The following is a 14,899-nucleotide window of genomic DNA, read 5'->3' as shown; positions in this document are numbered from 1 at the left end:
TTAGCAGAATATGCATTAAATTTATCTGCCAATCTGTGGTTAAACCATCAATTATCATTCTATTGAAACCGAACCTTACCCTACTCTTGATTTTATTTTCCTTTACCGGTTTAGCACAAACGATAAAACCTGATTCGACCAAAAAACTCGAAGAAGTTACCGTTAAAGGCTATTACAATTCGCATTCATTATTAAGATCGGTGTCAGCCGTAACTTTGATTGATAGCAATTTAATCAGAAATCAGCAGAGCAGTTCCTTAGTGAGTACTTTAAATACAGTTCCTGGTGTAAGAATGGAAGAACGTTCGCCAGGTAGCTATCGTTTATCGCTTCGTGGCAGTTTACTCCGATCTCCTTTTGGCATTCGAAATATTAAAATTTACATTGATGATTTCCCATTAACTGATGCAGGCGGAAATACCTACCTGAATGCCTTAGATGTATCTGCGGTAAGTATGATGGAGATTTATAAGGGACCTGAAGCCAGTATTTTTGGTGCAAATACAGGTGGTGCTATTTTGATTAATCCTCCTACCATAAACCACAATGAAATTAATATTTCAGCCATTGGCGGTTCTTATGGCCTTTTGCATCAAACGGCATCAATCAAACAGCAATATAAAAAGTATAGTTTCAGCTTTAGCGAAGGATATCAGAGAAGCGATGGGTATCGACAAAACAGTGCAATGGGTAGAAAATATTTTCAAACGCTGCAGCAATGGAATTATAGCCACGCTGGCAGTTTAAAGGCTTTTGCTTTTTACAGCGATTTAAACTACGAAACACCAGGTGGGTTAACGGCTGCACAATTAGATCAAAATCCTAAACTGGCCCGTCCGGCAACACCAACACTGCCCGGCGCCATTTCACAGCGAGCTGCCATTTACAATAGAACCATTTTCGGGGGAATATCCAATTCGTACCAGATCAATAAACACCTAAAGCATGTTATTGCTTTATTTACCTCGTATACCGATTTCAAGAACCCGTTTATAACTAATTACGAAAAGCGCTACGAAAGTACGCTTGGATTAAGAACATTTTTAGAATACGCTCAGGCAAAAGAAGACATTAAATTTAATGCTCAAATAGGATTAGAAAGTTCTGCCACCAAAAGTCAGATTAAAAACTTTAATAACAATAGCGGGGAAGCTAGCTCAATGCAAGCCTCAGACCGCTTAACAGCCAGCCAGGATTTTGCTTACTTCAGATTAAACTTCGACATCAACAATAAATTTCTGATCGAACTTGCATCGAGTTTAAACTTTTTCAGCTACAACTATGAAAGCTACTTCCCTGTAACAATTGCAACAAAAGAGCGCAAGTTTAATGCCCAATTTATGCCAAAGGCTGCGTTATCTTACTTAATCGCAAATGACTTCTCTGTCAGGGCCTCGGTAAGTAAAGGTTATTCAACGCCTACGATAGCAGAAGTGAGATCGTCTGATAATAATATCAATAATGACCTGCAAGCAGAGTCTGGCTGGAATTATGAACTGGGCTTAAGGTATAAAACAGGTAATAACCGTTTTTACGCCAACGGAAATATATTCCATTACGAATTAAAAAATGCTATTGTAAGAAGGCTAAATCAAAATGACGCTGAATATTTCATAAATGCAGGCGGAACAAAACAAGAGGGAATTGAGTTCGAAACAGCCTTATGGATCATCAAAAACAATTCTTCATGGTTAACAGGATTACAGCTAAGAAGCAATTATACCTGGAGCCAATTTAAATTTGAAGATTTTGTAAGCGGCACTAGCAATTATGCGGGTAACCAACTTACCGGTGTTCCAAAAAATATATGGGTTAATAGTCTGGAATTTAACTTTAAGAAAGAACTTTACCTCTTTGCGCAACACAACTACACCTCAGCTATTCCGCTAAATGATGCCAATACAACCTTCTCTAAAAGATACCATCTTCTTGAAGTAAAAGCCGGAATAAAAAACCTAAGGTTAAGCAGCACCCGCCTTGATTTATTTGCGGGTGTAAACAACCTACTTGATGTTAATTACAGCCTGGGCAATGATTTAAACGCCGCAAATGGGAGGTATTTTAACCCAGCCCCAGGAATTAATTTTTATACTGGTCTTTCTATTACATTGTAACCTTTAAATCGCATCATATAAATTGAACATCTATATGATGCGAGTATGCTATAAGCTAAAAGGCTTCTTGTTTTTCTCTTTCCCTGATGATCACATCACTAACTACTATTTCTATTGCATAGCGTTTTTTACCGTCTGTACCATCATAAATATTTGTTTGTAACCTGCCTTCTACAGTTAAGCCTGTACCCTTTTTAACCTGAGTTTCGGCAAGCTCGGCTTTTGCATTCCAGAAAGTTAAATTAAACCATTGCACTCTTTTTACTTCTTCGCCCCCAGAATTTCTATAGGTTTCGTTTATGGCCAGGTTAACCTTTGCCAATTTTTGACTTCCAAAAGTTTTAATCTCTGCATCTGCTCCTGCAAATCCGCTCAATACTACTTTGTTAATTGCACTTTCCATGATCTTTAAATTTTAAGTTTCTAAATGTTTAACGAACAGTCATCACCTCGATAACCGACAGGACAAAATTGTAAACTGCATCAAAAATTAGTCGGATCGTAAACATTTATAGTCGTTTATAAACGTTTACACACGGAAAACATGCATTTAAAGCTTCAAGACGCTGTTTTATATTTTTTTTATTCCACCATTTTATTTTATAAATTAGGTCATCATCCCATAATAAAAAAAAGAAATTATTATGGAACGTTTATGTTTAGACTGCGGGAGCCCTGATTAGAGGAAGGGCCGATAAAAAATATTGTGATGATTCTTGTCGCAACAATTACAACAACCGTTTAAAGATTGAGGATAATCTGGTGATTAAAAGGGTAAATAGCATACTCAGAAAGAATCGGGCTATCCTTGCTGCGCTTAATCCAAATGGTAAAACCAAGGTTACCGGTAAAAAACTAATTTCGGCAGGCTTTAATTTTGAATACCATACTTATAGTTATGAAACCCAAAACAGTAACACATACATTTTCTGCTATGAATACGGTTATTTAATTTTAGGTGATGACAGCTACCTGCTGGTAAAAAGGGAGGAAAAGCTTTGGTTGGCCTAGTTCAAAATGCTTTGGTCTGCTCGTGTTATTTCCAGCATAAAAAAGGCGCATATAATCTCCCGCAAATTTCGCAGAAAGCGCTGATTTGTAATTTACTCAGCGTTAATCTACGTGATCAGCGGGAAATTAATAACCATTATACAATTAACTTATCACTGGATTTAAACACCTAAAATTTGTAGCAGGCTAATCGTATGATTTTTTTATTCAGGAGGAGATGATTAGTTTTATCACCTTATGATAAACTATAACAACAAGCTTTTTAAACCCACCAATAATACAGAAAATGGTGAAACATCAAACGAAACCATTTTTAGATATAAACAAACCGGGAATATCCTTACTGCTGAATATACCGGCGGAAAAATTATTTTTGGTCATTTGATTGGCTTAGTTGATGAAAACGGCAATATCGAAATGCGCTATCACCAGGTAAATAATCAAGGAGAGCTAATGACCGGAATCTGCCATTCAAAGCCAGAACAATTAGCCAATGGCAAAATCAGACTTCATGAAACCTGGCAATGGACATCAGGAGATAAATCGAAAGGACAATCAATCATTGAAGAGCAATAAGGGCTAGGCTATTTAAGCAGCTAAGATCAATCAGATAAAAGCTCCTTATTTCGTTCAGTTTCTTTCATCCCCTATTTTATTTAACTAACATGTCGATAACTAAATTGCCCTTGATATTACAAACTGCATCAAATTTAGTTTACCACCCATTAGGGTATCAAATAAATAATCTACAAATAGAAACTGAAAGTCTGGAATATGCAGCCTGTACTTTTGAATTAAACGGCCTAAAAATCAAACACCGTCTTGCTAAAATTACCCCAACCAAGACTGGTCAATTTGTAACCATATGGAAGCGGAATGAAGCAGGAATTACTACTCCGTTTAATGATCAGGATGAATTTGATCTATTAATAATATCTGCCCATAGTGCTGGACTATCTGGCCAGTTTATTTTTCCAAAAGCCATATTGGTACAACATAAAATTATTACCAAAAATGGAATAGAAGGTAAAAGAGGGATTAGGGTTTATCCTCCCTGGGATACAGTAACAAATAAACAGGCAGAGAAAACCCAACAGTGGCAAGTGCCTTATTTTCTTCAGATTGATGTTATTGAAAATATCGATCTTGCAATGGCGAAGAAATTAATCGGCAATGGAATTAAACAAACAGGATTTTAAAATTCCAGTTAAACTTAGCAAGTTTCGGGTAGTTTACCGTTTCTTTCCAAATTACTTTTGGATATAAATTATTCAAGACCATGAAAGCACAAGAAGAAATCAATTTCAATCGTATAGCCGAAGCTATCAGCTATATCAAGGTTAATTTTAAAACACAGCCTGGTTTAGAAGAAATTGCAGAGAAAGTAAATTTAAGCCCTTTTCATTTCCAAAGATTATTTAGCGAATGGGCAGGCACTACCCCTAAGCGTTTTTTGCAGTACATTAGCATTGGTTACGCCAAAGAAATGCTGAAAGAAAACCAAAGTTTATTCGATACCGCACTGGAAACCGGCTTATCGGGAACCAGCAGACTGCACGACCTCTTTGTAAACATTGAAGGGATGACACCCGGAGAATATAAAAACGGCGGCGAAAACCTCCATATCAATTATAGCTTTGCAGAAAGTCCGTTCGGTAATATCATTGTAGCCAGCACCTCAAAAGGAATCTGCCATATCGCTTTTTATGACGACGAAAACATTGCTTTGGCAAATTTGCAACGCCAGTTCCCTGCAGCTCAATATCAGCAGATATTGGATAAAGAGCAGCAAAATGCATTATTTATTTTCAGTCACGATTGGAGCAAATTGCATCAGATTAAACTGCATTTAAAAGGAACGGACTTCCAGTTAAAAGTTTGGGAAGCTTTGTTAAAAATTCCTATGGGTAAATTGGCCACTTATGGTAACATTGCCAAACAATTACAAAATCCTAATGCATCCAGAGCAGTGGGTACAGCGATTGGAGATAATCCGGTAGCCTTTCTCATTCCTTGTCACCGGGTAATACAATCGAGCGGTGCTTTGGGCGGTTACCACTGGGGAGTGAACAGAAAAACAGCCATGATTGGTTGGGAGGCCGCAAAAACTAATGTTTAGCCCCGCATGATCAAACATGCAGATATTTCAACGGAAGAACCCAAAAAACATTTAAAAAACAAAGATATTTGCCTTGGCGGAAATGCCAGATTGAAGATTTACGGATTACTTAAATGCAGATCGGGAAAGCGGATGAAGAAAAAAAACCGTGTATTTTTCCGTTCTGTAGATGAAGCGCTTCAACATGGCTACCGCCCTTGCGGGCACTGCTTAAAAACAGCATATAAACAATGGATTTATTCAACACTACAATAGATGTTAACCAAAATCTGCTCCCATACGGTGGAACAGTAAATTATTATGGAAAATTATTCTCGGTATCCGAAGCCGATCATTATTTTGATATACTGATGAATACCGTTGAATGGAAAAATGATGAAGCTTTTATTATGGGCAAACACATCATCACCAAAAGAAAAGTAGCCTGGTATGGAGATGAAGCCTATTCTTATACTTACTCCAATAAATCGAAAATGGCCCTACCATGGACAAAGGAGTTACTGGAGCTAAAAAAAATATCAGAGGAGCAAACGGGTACCGCATTTAACTCTTGTTTACTTAATTTATACCACAATGGTGATGAAGGAATGGCTTATCATAGCGACGACGAGAAGGCCTTAGCTAAAGATTCTGCCATTGCATCATTAAGTTTCGGTGCAGCGCGAAGATTTCTTTTCAAACATAAAAAAACTAAAGAAACGGTAACCTTGTTTTTAGAAAATGGAAGTTTATTGGTGATGAAAGATGAAACACAAACCAATTGGCTGCACCGCCTTCCACCGACCAAAAAAGTAAGTAAGCCAAGGATAAACCTAACCTTTAGAACGATGGTGGTTTAGTTTAAAGGGTTTAGATATCGTCATTGCGAGAAGGCTTTTTCAGCCGACGAAGCAATCTTTATAACAAGGATCAATAGTATGAAAGATTGCTTCGTCGTTCCTCCTCGCAATGACGACCTTTCTTAAGAGATCTATCAATGGCAACCTGATAACAATTCTAATTGAGTTAAGGCATAGTATTACCCCAGCCAATAAAACTTCAAAAATCTTAGTGTTTAAATTCCTTTATATCTACTATGCGGTCATCATCAGCATTTTTCTTTAAGAAAGATGTTCCATTTGCATTAGCTACCCAGGTATAATCTCTTTGAATATTCCCAACAAGGGTTTCAGGTTCATTTATTAATGCTGCTGGCAATGGCAGGTTAAAAGTTTCGCCAGTTGCCCTATTTACCTGATACAAAGAATTGGCAGTTAAAAAGGCTAGTGTGGTTTTATCGCTAGAATACATAAAAAATTTCCCCTGGATACGTTCATCCTGGTTTTGTCTCTTAATAGGATAAACCCTTGAATTTATTGTTGTGATAAAAAAATCGTTATTAACCAAAATATTACTGCGTGTTAATTCTTCTAAACCGTTGGTATATTTTTTATCTTCAGCACCTTTTGAAGGTTTATTCAAGCTCACCACTTCGGTTTTTCCATCATTAACAGAAATGATATAAAACGGAGCCATTTTCCCTGTTTCATTAGCAACCTGTACTAATACAGCTGTTTTTTGTGTATTGATGAATGATGCAATAATAAATTTCTGCGCAGCGGCATTTGGGGCATCGTCAATAACGATAGTGGTATCTTTAGATTGAATGGCAAAGCGATCGGCTGCTGCCAAAGCACCAGAATCTGTTTTTATGATAGTAAGTACATTTTTCTTCGATTTTGGAAAAACATTAAAATCGTCACTGGCAGCAAATGGTCTTGCCTTGTAGGCTTTTTCAGATTTACCGCAGCCAAATAAAACAACGGAAAGTAAGAGTGCATAAAGCGTAATTTTCATAGGTATAGTTATTTATTTTTTTGCTAATTTATAATCTTTATTGCGCTTATTTTATCAAAGTCACCAGAAAATTACCGCATCTGCTTAAAAAGCGCAGCAGATTGTGTTTTATGCTGATATTCAGCTATCTATTAATTATAAAGACCACAGCGGCTGGCATTTGCTTCTTCTTCAGATTCAAACTCCTTACTTTTTATGATTTGATGGCAGAATTGGCTACTTCAGACTAAATTCCTTATTTTTGATGAACAGGTAACCAATGGCAAACACACCAAATTTTCTCGCTAAAAATAAAAGCGTAATCTTATATGGGGTTTTCCTTGCTGCACTACTATTTTTGCTAAAGTGGCTTGAAGTTCGTCTCATTATCATCAACCATGCGTTCGAAATTTATGCTGGTTCGATAGCCATTATTTTTACAGCTTTAGGCATTTGGCTCGCACTTAAATTAACCAGGCCCAAAACCATACTGATCGAAAAAGAAGTTTTTACCGGGAAGCCTGAAACATTTATCCTCAACGAAAAAGAGTTGACAAAACTCAACATAAGCAAAAGAGAACTGGAGGTTTTGCAGCTCATGTCTGCAGGTTTAAGCAACCAGGAAATTGCGTTAAAGTTATTTGTTTCTTTAAACACCATAAAAACACATAACGCCAGGCTTTTCGAGAAATTGGAAGTTAAACGCAGAACACAGGCCATAGAAACAGCCAAAAGACTCAGTATTATCCCTTGATAGACTCACTATCAGCATTAAAAAGCAACCAATCTGAAAAATCACCCTAAAGTATGAGGGTTAAAAAAAATAATCGAAGCAATTTTGTGGTGCAAACCTCTTAAAATTAGAAACAGATGAAACCATCATGAGCAAACGCTCACAGACAGAGATGAATATTGCTCATGATAGCTTCATCACAATTAAAAAAAAACTATATACTGATGAAAAAGAACGTAATCGTATTTGGATTAATCGCCGGCTTAATTGTATCAACCTTGATGGTGCTCTCTATGGCGAGATGTTACAGCCACCCGAACCTTGAGCACAGCATGCTTATCGGCTACGCCTCAATGGTATTGGCTTTCTCCTTTATTTTTGTCGGCATCAAAAACTACCGCGATAAATACAACGATGGATTAATCACTTTCGGCAAAGCATTTAAAATCGGGGCATTGATCAGTTTGGTAGCTTCTACCATATATGTTATGGTCTGGTTGATTGATTATTACGTATTTATGCCTGATTTTATGGATAAATATGTTGCCCAGGCACTTAGAGAAGCCAAAGCAGATGGTGCATCGGCAGCTGAGCTGGCAACAAAAACAAAAGAACTGGCCTCTAATCAGGAGATGTACAAAAACCCAGTCATGGTGGTTCTATTTACCTATATGGAAATACTGCCTGTAGGGATATTGATCTCATTGGTAGCAGCACTAATTCTGAAAAGAAAACAGGATGCTCTATTAAGTGCAAAAACCGCTTAGGATACCTGTCAATCTGATCTCCTTTAATTAATATTTAAGCCATTAAAAAAACAGCTATGTATACGATACCCTTTACCAATATAGATTGGAGCCAGATAGAAAAAGTAGAATACCCTGGCGAAACAGGCACAGCAACCTGGCAAACCTTAAACCTGGATGGCTTAAGGATGAGGATTGTAACCTACTCTGCAGGCTACCTTGCCGATCATTGGTGCCAGAAAGGTCACATTGTACATTGTTTGGCAGGTAGCTTTGTAAGTGAAATGGAGGATGGAGCAACATTCGCACTAAGCACGGGGATGACGTATGTAGTTTCTGACGATTTAAGTTCACACCGGTCAGTATCACAGGAAAGCGTGAAACTTTTAATCATTGATGGCAGTTTTTTAAAACCAAAAGATACTTAAGGTGATTTATTAAGTACCACCCCGTTTCACAGTTATTATAAAAATAAAATGATGCTGGTTAAATCACTTTTGGGTGAATTTCTTCATGAAGCAGAAAACACCCGCAAACTTTTAAACGCAATACCAAACAGTGCTTTGGATTTTATACCCTCAGCACACTCCTAGACTACGGCCCAATTGGCATCGCACATTGCAGAGATCTATGATTGGTATCCAGGAACTTTTCATGGTAACGAATTTAACATGGATACCTATAAGCGTGACGAGGTAGATATCAGCGATATCGAAAACATTATAGGCAAATTTGAACGGGCCTTTAACAGGGCCAAAGAAAGTATCGAATCGGCCACCGACAAAAGCATGTTCGAAGATTGGAAAATGATCGCTGGAGGTAAAACGGTTCTCCAGCCCATGCCAAGGATCCAGGTAATACGAGGCTTTTTAATGAACCATATTTATCACCACCGTGGCGAAATGATTGTATACCTGCGTTCAACAGGGAATAAGGTACCAAGTATGTACGGGCCCGTTTACGAAGACAGTCTTAGATAAGGTTTAGAAATTATCTTAATTTTGAACAAAAGATTATAAATGAAGATTTTTGCCGTAACCGAACGTTTGATTTTACGCGAATTGCTACCTACAGATGCTGAAGGCATGTTTGAAATGGATGGTGATCCTGAAGTGCACCTTTACCTGGGCAATAAGCCAGTAAAATCAATCGAACAAAGTATCGCAGAAATCGAATTTATCAGAAAACAATATATTGAAAACGGTATTGGCAGATGGGCTGTTATCGAAAAAGCAACAGGTAATTTCGTGGGCTGGTCGGGCTTAAAACTAATTAAAGAATCTACCAATAACCATATTAACTATTACGATCTTGGGTATCGGTTTAGTAAACGGTTTTGGGGAAAGGGCTTCGCAACTGAAACCGCAATGGCGGCACGAGACTATGGTTTTAATGAACTAAATCTGCATGAAATTATTGGCATAGCGGATGTTGGTAATTTGGGATCTATCCATGTGTTGGAAAAAGTGGGTTTAAAACGGATTAACATATTCGATTACCATGGCATAAAACACCATTGGATGAAGGCTGAAAAATCAGTTTAGCTTAATCAAAAGCTGATTTCACCTTTTGTGGTTTAGTTTTTGATGTTAAAAGGAAAATCATTTAAACCTTACCTTATGAAACACCTTATCTACTGCGGAATACTGATCTTGTTATTGAGTTCTTGCAAAGAAAAATTAGATCCGGCAAGCTTTAACAATACCAAATGGGAGTTAACTGAACTACCCGGCTTAACATTACCAAGCACAGCAAAAGCAACCCTAAACTTTGCAGACAGTCTGAAAGTCAGTGGAAAATCGTTTTGTAACAATTACGGCGGCCAGGGAGAAATTGCAGATAATAAAATAACCGTTAAAAATGTTTTTGGCACAAAAATGTTCTGTCAGGAAACTGATGCAGCCGAACGCGCTTACTTACATGCCCTTAATCAGGTTAATGGTGCTAAAATAACTGATAATAAGCTGCATCTGCTGGATGGCGATAAAACCTTACTGGTTTTCACCAAAACAAACTAGAATCTTTACATGCATGAAAAAGGCTGAATAAAGTATTTTTACTATTTTCGGCCTTTTGAGTTTAACGCAGGAGTGATGCCATCGATAACAGAAGATCTGAAGTTTTTTTTCTCAACCGTAAGAAAAGCATTTAATTTATTTCAGCAGAATGACCCCTTACGCCTGGCCGGCGCTACTGCTTTTTTCACTAATTTCGCCTTACCACCAATATTAATTATCCTCATCAGGCTTTTCGGTATGTTTACCGATAGACGTTTATTGGCTACACACCTTTTCGAACGCCTGGCCAGTATCCTCGACAATGAGAGTATTTTACAGATCAGAACTACATTAAGAAACATCCGTGGTATCAATCAGGCCTGGTATGTTACTTTGTTTAGTTTTATATTTTTCCTTTTTGTAGCTACCACCTTATTTAATGTGATTAAAAACTCTTTGGAGCAGATTTGGAACATTGGCCAAAAAGATAAAAAAGGGATTGTTAATACCCTTAAATCGAGGGCTATATCCGTTACGATTATCTTATTTGCCGGCATATTATTTTTTATAGGCTTACTGGCCGACAGTGTGCAGGCTTATATTGGTGCCTATCTAAAAAACGGTGCTCCTTCTTTCGGATTGGTCTTAACTTCGATCATCAACCAATTGGTTTTTGTGATCATCGTAACCACCTGGTTTACCATACTTTTCAGGTATTTAACAAACGGGCGTCCTACATGGCGCGCAGCAATTTCTGGAGGCCTGTTAACCGGATGCCTGTTTACAGCAGGAAAGTATATTTTAAGGATTTTATTGCCATTGAGTAACATCAGCAATATCTATGGATCAGCAGGTTCGATTATTGTAATTATGCTTTTCGTATTCTACTCTTCGTTGATATTTTATTTTGGCGCGTCTTTTATTAAAGCATTAAGTGTCGGTCGGGCTACACCCATTATACCAAAAAACGGATCGTTTGCTTATGAGTTAACAGAAGTTGAACCAGAAAAAGAGGATTAGCAGGCCTTTAGGCTCCACAGCATATTGATGTTTGCTGTGTCCAGTGTAAATTTAAAGACGCCTCATCATCAAATATTTTACTTATATTAGTAGAATGGAATTATTGTTCGAGCTTTTATTTAACCTATTATCCTTTAGGAAACTATGGGAAAAGAAGAAATAACTACTACTTCGGCCCCAGCCGCTCCAAGATCTAATAATTAGCCGATTTTGATGCATAAAAAATTGCAGCAAAAGCACCTTAAAAAGGAATGATCTATGTGGAATGTCCTAGTTAAAATAATTATACATAGAAAGGCTGGTCAACATTTTACAAACTTAAACTTCATTACACTTAAAAGCTTCAAGTTCGGCTGCTTACTGTATTGTTTGAAATATAATATTACCTCTTTTGCTTTTTAATACAGCTCAAATAAAAAGAGGTGCTCATCTTTAAATGAACACCTCTTTAAATATAATTTTCGATTAAAAAATCCGATAACCTAAGCCAACTGTAAATAAGTTTAACTTAGTACCAGGATAACCTGCTTTATTGATTTTTGATAGACCAAGTTCGTAACGTGCATCGAAGCTTAATTTTTTAAGGTCTAAACCTGCTCCAAACTGCCAGGCCAAGGCTTGATTTTTAAAGTCGGCTCTGAAAACACTTCCTGCAGCCTGACCGAAACTCTGATTTTCATCTAATATCAACGAAAACATTGGTCCTGTATTTAAGCGGACCCCGATACCAACAGCACCAATTTTGGTACCAATCAACAAAGGTACATCTAAACTTGTAAAACGTACTTTATTTACCTCACCCGTTGACTCACTTACTAAATCTGCCTTCTTTCCCGAAACATATAGCTCCGGTTGGAAGTAAATGCCTGCCGCACCTACTCTGGCCCAAAGGCCACCGTAAAAACCAGCGCGGTTGTTACTGTTAAAAGTGTTTTCACTATCGAATTTCGAAAAATTCGCACCAGCTTTAATGCCCAGCTGGAAAGATGGCAGTACCTGTGCGCTGGCAAATAAGCCAACAAGCAAAAAGGCAACGGTTAAGGATAAAAATTTCATATGCGATTAATTTTAGCTGGTGGCGTTGTTAATGGCTTCTTGTTCTTTTAAAGCATCAACATTGTTTTTATCACCAAAGTTTTGTGTTTTACCTGCAAAGTAATCTAAAATTCCTGAGATAGTATCTAAGTTATCAGCTAAATTTTGATGAATATCCGGTAAATCTTTTTCCAGGCGGTTATCGCCCAATTCGATATTATCTACTTCAATTTTACCAATTTTCTGAATAAGTGCCTGCTGAGAGTTTTGTAAGTCTTCCAATTCACGCACAATCTTTTCCATTAATTCAAACTTCTTTAAAGTATTCATAGGTTCTTATTTTTAGTTCAACTATTCCTTATAAACCCCTTAGCGCTGGTTTTGTTTTATTTCGCCAATCTTTTAACAAAACAGATTTGGAAATACCGAAAACAACTAATAAATTAGTTTAAATTATTAACATTGAAACCATCATGATTTCAAATCGTAAAAAAATGTAGCAGATAAATCATGATAGCTTCATTGCCACTAAAAAGCAAATTTTAATACAAATGAAAAAGCTTCTTACATTATTGGCGTTATTTAGCTTAAGTTTAGCTGGTTATACGCAAAATACAAGTGCTGTTGACAAGGAGAAACTTTTCGATTTCTATCAGACCCAGCGTTATGGCGATGCTGCTCAATACCTCAAAGGTGTTTATGGAGAAGAAGTGAACGACTTTAAAAGCCTCAGCCAGATTGGTTATTGTTTTTTAATGGCGGGCAACAATATTGAAGCAGAAAAATTTTATAGCAAAGCTTATGAGCTGCAGCCACAAAGCCTGCCTATTCTCTTCAGTCTAGGCAGTATCAATACCAAAAGAGGTAATACCGAAAAGGCTAAGCTTTATTACAGCGAAATTGTAAAAATAGACAGCAATAATTTTAATGTGTACAAACTGCTGGCCAATTTGTACAGTTCTCCAAAGGATGATTCACTTAAACTCATTTACCTCTTAAAGGCTAATCTGATCAATCCGCTAGAGGGCGATGTTGCTACCGATCTCGCTGAATTGCATGCTGCTTATCAGCAATATGAAAAAGCTTATGATGTGCTTAATATTGCCATTAAAGGAGATAGTGATAACCTGGTGCTGCAAAGGGCTAAACTTCCTATTGCAAACCAGCTTAAAAAGTACAACGAAGTGATTGCATCGGGAGAGAAACTGTTGAAAGATGGCGCCGATGCAGGGGTGATAAAAGATGTTGCAAAAGCTTATTACTATACAAAGAAGTACCAGAAGGCAATCGATCTTTTTAAACAATTGGAGGTGGCAGTGATGGCAAATGAGGCTACCTTATATTATACATCACTTAGTTACCGCGCTTTAAAAAATTATCCGCAGGCAGCTATTTATACGAGAAAAACCATCGATGAGGCCATTTCGCCCAATACTTCCAGTTATTATTCTTTATTGGGGTTGGTTTATGAAGAAAACGATCAACTGGCTTTGGCAGGTGCAGCCTATAAAAAAGGTCTGCAATTTAAAGCAACATCAACTTTATATTATCGTTTAGCCGTATTTTACGATACCCGTTTAAAGCAGGAAAAAAATGCACTTAAATATTATAACCTTTATTTAAAAAGCAAGCCCAGCATAACTAATGATAAAGAAGAAATTAAATTTTCTAAGGATAGAATTGCGCAGCTAAACCTTACTGATTAAACCAGGTCTTCGAAAACAGGTTTTACATTATCCCAAAATTCATCTAAGGCAATTATTCTGGGTTTAAAAAAGGAAATTAACGTAGGCCAGTGCTGTTGATTAAAAATACTCACTCCTGTAATGCTGATCGAAATCTGTGATACCGTTTTACCGAAATCATCTGTAGCATCTTTAATCCATTTCCATTCTTCATTTACGGTATTGGTAAACAGGAGCTTAAACTCTTCAAACTGTTCGAAAATGAGATGCCTGATATCGGGATCTGGATGCGACAGCTGAATGCTGATAAAGGCTTTTTTACCATCAACATCCATTTTAAAGAAGATGTTCTTCACCCCCGTTTTGTAGTTCGTCCAGTTTACGGTAGAACCGCTTGCTGATGGAACGGGTTTCATATATTGCCCGAAACTAATCCAAAACTGTTGGCGCAGGCGGGCTGCTTCTTCTTTACTGTACATTTATTTTACTGCATCTAATAGAGACTTTATCATATTCGACTAAACCGTCATTCCCGCGCAGGCGGGAATCTTAAAGCTAATTGCATTAAGATTCCCGATCAAGTTGGGGATGACGACCTTCGAAAATTTATAATAGTGATATAAT

Annotated in this window: 20 protein-coding genes; 15 read left to right on the top strand and 5 right to left on the bottom strand. The window is 37.3% G+C overall.

Annotation, left to right across the window (positions count from 1 at the left end; genetic code table 11):
• Nucleotides 1-62 precede the first annotated feature (62 nt).
• The gene (locus ACTJKN_RS23695; RefSeq protein ID WP_440828171.1) at nt 63-2,114 is read left to right on the top strand and encodes a TonB-dependent receptor; all 2,052 of its coding nucleotides are present in this window, start codon (nt 63-65) and stop codon (nt 2,112-2,114) included.
• Between the two features lie 55 nt (nt 2,115-2,169).
• Here the strand turns inward: ACTJKN_RS23695 and ACTJKN_RS23690 are convergent, their stop codons facing one another.
• Nucleotides 2,170-2,517: a single-stranded DNA-binding protein gene (locus tag ACTJKN_RS23690; RefSeq protein ID WP_230145430.1), complete on the bottom strand. Its 348-nt coding sequence runs from the start codon at nt 2,515-2,517 to the stop codon at nt 2,170-2,172.
• A 359-nt stretch (nt 2,518-2,876) separates the two neighbouring features.
• Between ACTJKN_RS23690 and ACTJKN_RS23685 the strand changes: the two genes are divergently transcribed.
• The 6 genes from ACTJKN_RS23685 to ACTJKN_RS23660 all read left to right on the top strand — a co-directional run bounded on the left by ACTJKN_RS23685 (nt 2,877) and on the right by ACTJKN_RS23660 (nt 6,083).
• Nucleotides 2,877-3,125, top strand: a complete 249-nt coding sequence (locus ACTJKN_RS23685; protein ID WP_440828170.1) for a hypothetical protein — start codon at nt 2,877-2,879, stop codon at nt 3,123-3,125.
• A gap of 237 nt (nt 3,126-3,362) precedes the next feature.
• On the top strand, nt 3,363-3,701 hold the full coding sequence (locus ACTJKN_RS23680; protein ID WP_440828169.1) for a n-acetylglutamate synthase: 339 nt from the start codon (nt 3,363-3,365) through the stop codon (nt 3,699-3,701).
• Nucleotides 3,702-3,790: 89 nt separating this feature from the next.
• On the top strand, nt 3,791-4,324 hold the full coding sequence (locus tag ACTJKN_RS23675) for a MepB family protein (RefSeq protein ID WP_440828168.1): 534 nt from the start codon (nt 3,791-3,793) through the stop codon (nt 4,322-4,324).
• 80 nt (nt 4,325-4,404) lie between these two features.
• The gene (locus ACTJKN_RS23670; protein WP_440828167.1) at nt 4,405-5,244 is read left to right on the top strand and encodes a methylated-DNA--[protein]-cysteine S-methyltransferase; all 840 of its coding nucleotides are present in this window, start codon (nt 4,405-4,407) and stop codon (nt 5,242-5,244) included.
• A 6-nt stretch (nt 5,245-5,250) separates the two neighbouring features.
• A complete protein-coding gene (locus ACTJKN_RS23665; protein ID WP_440828166.1) occupies nt 5,251-5,499 on the top strand; it encodes an Ada metal-binding domain-containing protein in 249 nt (82 codons plus the stop codon).
• Nucleotides 5,475-6,083, top strand: a complete 609-nt coding sequence (locus ACTJKN_RS23660; protein ID WP_440828165.1) for an alpha-ketoglutarate-dependent dioxygenase AlkB family protein — start codon at nt 5,475-5,477, stop codon at nt 6,081-6,083. Before ACTJKN_RS23665 ends, ACTJKN_RS23660 begins: the two co-directional genes overlap by 25 nt.
• A 208-nt stretch (nt 6,084-6,291) precedes the next feature.
• On the opposite strand, the gene ACTJKN_RS23655 is transcribed toward ACTJKN_RS23660, so the two are convergent.
• On the bottom strand, nt 6,292-7,080 hold the full coding sequence (locus tag ACTJKN_RS23655; RefSeq protein WP_440828164.1) for a hypothetical protein: 789 nt from the start codon (nt 7,078-7,080) through the stop codon (nt 6,292-6,294).
• 259 nt (nt 7,081-7,339) lie between these two features.
• On the opposite strand from ACTJKN_RS23655, the gene ACTJKN_RS23650 reads away from it, so the two are divergent.
• From ACTJKN_RS23650 to ACTJKN_RS23620, 7 genes are all read left to right on the top strand, one after another.
• Complete coding sequence (locus ACTJKN_RS23650; RefSeq protein WP_440828163.1) at nt 7,340-7,813, top strand: response regulator transcription factor; 474 nt, start codon at nt 7,340-7,342, stop codon at nt 7,811-7,813.
• A 203-nt stretch (nt 7,814-8,016) separates the two neighbouring features.
• Nucleotides 8,017-8,559, top strand: a complete 543-nt coding sequence (locus tag ACTJKN_RS23645; RefSeq protein ID WP_440828162.1) for a DUF4199 domain-containing protein — start codon at nt 8,017-8,019, stop codon at nt 8,557-8,559.
• 56 nt (nt 8,560-8,615) lie between these two features.
• Nucleotides 8,616-8,966, top strand: coding sequence for a DHCW motif cupin fold protein (locus ACTJKN_RS23640; RefSeq protein WP_440828161.1), 351 nt, complete (start codon nt 8,616-8,618; stop codon nt 8,964-8,966).
• Nucleotides 8,967-9,143: 177 nt separating this feature from the next.
• Complete coding sequence (locus tag ACTJKN_RS23635) at nt 9,144-9,518, top strand: DinB family protein (RefSeq protein ID WP_440828160.1); 375 nt, start codon at nt 9,144-9,146, stop codon at nt 9,516-9,518.
• 39 nt (nt 9,519-9,557) lie between these two features.
• Nucleotides 9,558-10,082: a GNAT family N-acetyltransferase gene (locus ACTJKN_RS23630; protein ID WP_440828159.1), complete on the top strand. Its 525-nt coding sequence runs from the start codon at nt 9,558-9,560 to the stop codon at nt 10,080-10,082.
• A gap of 75 nt (nt 10,083-10,157) precedes the next feature.
• Nucleotides 10,158-10,556, top strand: coding sequence for an META domain-containing protein (locus tag ACTJKN_RS23625; protein WP_440828158.1), 399 nt, complete (start codon nt 10,158-10,160; stop codon nt 10,554-10,556).
• Between the two features lie 75 nt (nt 10,557-10,631).
• Complete coding sequence (locus ACTJKN_RS23620) at nt 10,632-11,555, top strand: YihY/virulence factor BrkB family protein (protein ID WP_440828157.1); 924 nt, start codon at nt 10,632-10,634, stop codon at nt 11,553-11,555.
• A 465-nt stretch (nt 11,556-12,020) separates the two neighbouring features.
• On the opposite strand, the gene ACTJKN_RS23615 is transcribed toward ACTJKN_RS23620, so the two are convergent.
• Entirely contained in the window at nt 12,021-12,611 is a 591-nt protein-coding gene (locus ACTJKN_RS23615; protein ID WP_440828156.1) for a porin family protein, read from the bottom strand.
• A gap of 12 nt (nt 12,612-12,623) precedes the next feature.
• Nucleotides 12,624-12,920 (bottom strand): hypothetical protein, encoded by a 297-nt coding sequence (locus tag ACTJKN_RS23610; protein ID WP_029277458.1) that lies wholly within the window; start codon nt 12,918-12,920, stop codon nt 12,624-12,626.
• A 221-nt stretch (nt 12,921-13,141) separates the two neighbouring features.
• Between ACTJKN_RS23610 and ACTJKN_RS23605 the strand changes: the two genes are divergently transcribed.
• Nucleotides 13,142-14,296, top strand: coding sequence for a tetratricopeptide repeat protein (locus ACTJKN_RS23605; protein WP_440828155.1), 1,155 nt, complete (start codon nt 13,142-13,144; stop codon nt 14,294-14,296).
• Here the strand turns inward: ACTJKN_RS23605 and ACTJKN_RS23600 are convergent.
• A complete protein-coding gene (locus ACTJKN_RS23600; protein WP_440828154.1) occupies nt 14,293-14,754 on the bottom strand; it encodes a DUF4268 domain-containing protein in 462 nt (153 codons plus the stop codon). The genes ACTJKN_RS23605 and ACTJKN_RS23600 overlap by 4 nt on opposite strands.
• Between the last annotated feature and the right edge of the window lie 145 nt (nt 14,755-14,899).

The sequence above is a fragment of the Pedobacter sp. 22163 genome (assembly GCF_052045595.1).
Taxonomy (GTDB): Bacteria; Bacteroidota; Bacteroidia; order Sphingobacteriales; family Sphingobacteriaceae; genus Pedobacter.
The sequence above is the reverse complement of the archived record's forward strand: the minus strand, read 5'-3'. Positions and strand labels throughout refer to the sequence as shown.

Bases quoted from the DNA above. Each gene is read 5' to 3' on its own strand.
- ACTJKN_RS23630 (WP_440828159.1), top strand. From the start codon at position 9,558: ATGAAGATTTTTGCCGTAACCGAACGTTTGATTTTACGCGAATTGCTA.
- ACTJKN_RS23690 (WP_230145430.1), bottom strand. From the start codon at position 2,517: ATGGAAAGTGCAATTAACAAAGTAGTATTGAGCGGATTTGCAGGAGCA.
- ACTJKN_RS23605 (WP_440828155.1), top strand. From the start codon at position 13,142: ATGAAAAAGCTTCTTACATTATTGGCGTTATTTAGCTTAAGTTTAGCT.
- ACTJKN_RS23680 (WP_440828169.1), top strand. From the start codon at position 3,363: ATGATAAACTATAACAACAAGCTTTTTAAACCCACCAATAATACAGAA.
- ACTJKN_RS23610 (WP_029277458.1), bottom strand. From the start codon at position 12,920: ATGAATACTTTAAAGAAGTTTGAATTAATGGAAAAGATTGTGCGTGAA.
- ACTJKN_RS23615 (WP_440828156.1), bottom strand. From the start codon at position 12,611: ATGAAATTTTTATCCTTAACCGTTGCCTTTTTGCTTGTTGGCTTATTT.
- ACTJKN_RS23675 (WP_440828168.1), top strand. From the start codon at position 3,791: ATGTCGATAACTAAATTGCCCTTGATATTACAAACTGCATCAAATTTA.
- ACTJKN_RS23640 (WP_440828161.1), top strand. From the start codon at position 8,616: ATGTATACGATACCCTTTACCAATATAGATTGGAGCCAGATAGAAAAA.
- ACTJKN_RS23655 (WP_440828164.1), bottom strand. From the start codon at position 7,080: ATGAAAATTACGCTTTATGCACTCTTACTTTCCGTTGTTTTATTTGGC.
- ACTJKN_RS23670 (WP_440828167.1), top strand. From the start codon at position 4,405: ATGAAAGCACAAGAAGAAATCAATTTCAATCGTATAGCCGAAGCTATC.
- ACTJKN_RS23650 (WP_440828163.1), top strand. From the start codon at position 7,340: ATGGCAAACACACCAAATTTTCTCGCTAAAAATAAAAGCGTAATCTTA.
- ACTJKN_RS23645 (WP_440828162.1), top strand. From the start codon at position 8,017: ATGAAAAAGAACGTAATCGTATTTGGATTAATCGCCGGCTTAATTGTA.
- ACTJKN_RS23625 (WP_440828158.1), top strand. From the start codon at position 10,158: ATGAAACACCTTATCTACTGCGGAATACTGATCTTGTTATTGAGTTCT.
- ACTJKN_RS23665 (WP_440828166.1), top strand. From the start codon at position 5,251: ATGATCAAACATGCAGATATTTCAACGGAAGAACCCAAAAAACATTTA.
- ACTJKN_RS23620 (WP_440828157.1), top strand. From the start codon at position 10,632: ATGCCATCGATAACAGAAGATCTGAAGTTTTTTTTCTCAACCGTAAGA.
- ACTJKN_RS23660 (WP_440828165.1), top strand. From the start codon at position 5,475: ATGGATTTATTCAACACTACAATAGATGTTAACCAAAATCTGCTCCCA.
- ACTJKN_RS23600 (WP_440828154.1), bottom strand. From the start codon at position 14,754: ATGTACAGTAAAGAAGAAGCAGCCCGCCTGCGCCAACAGTTTTGGATT.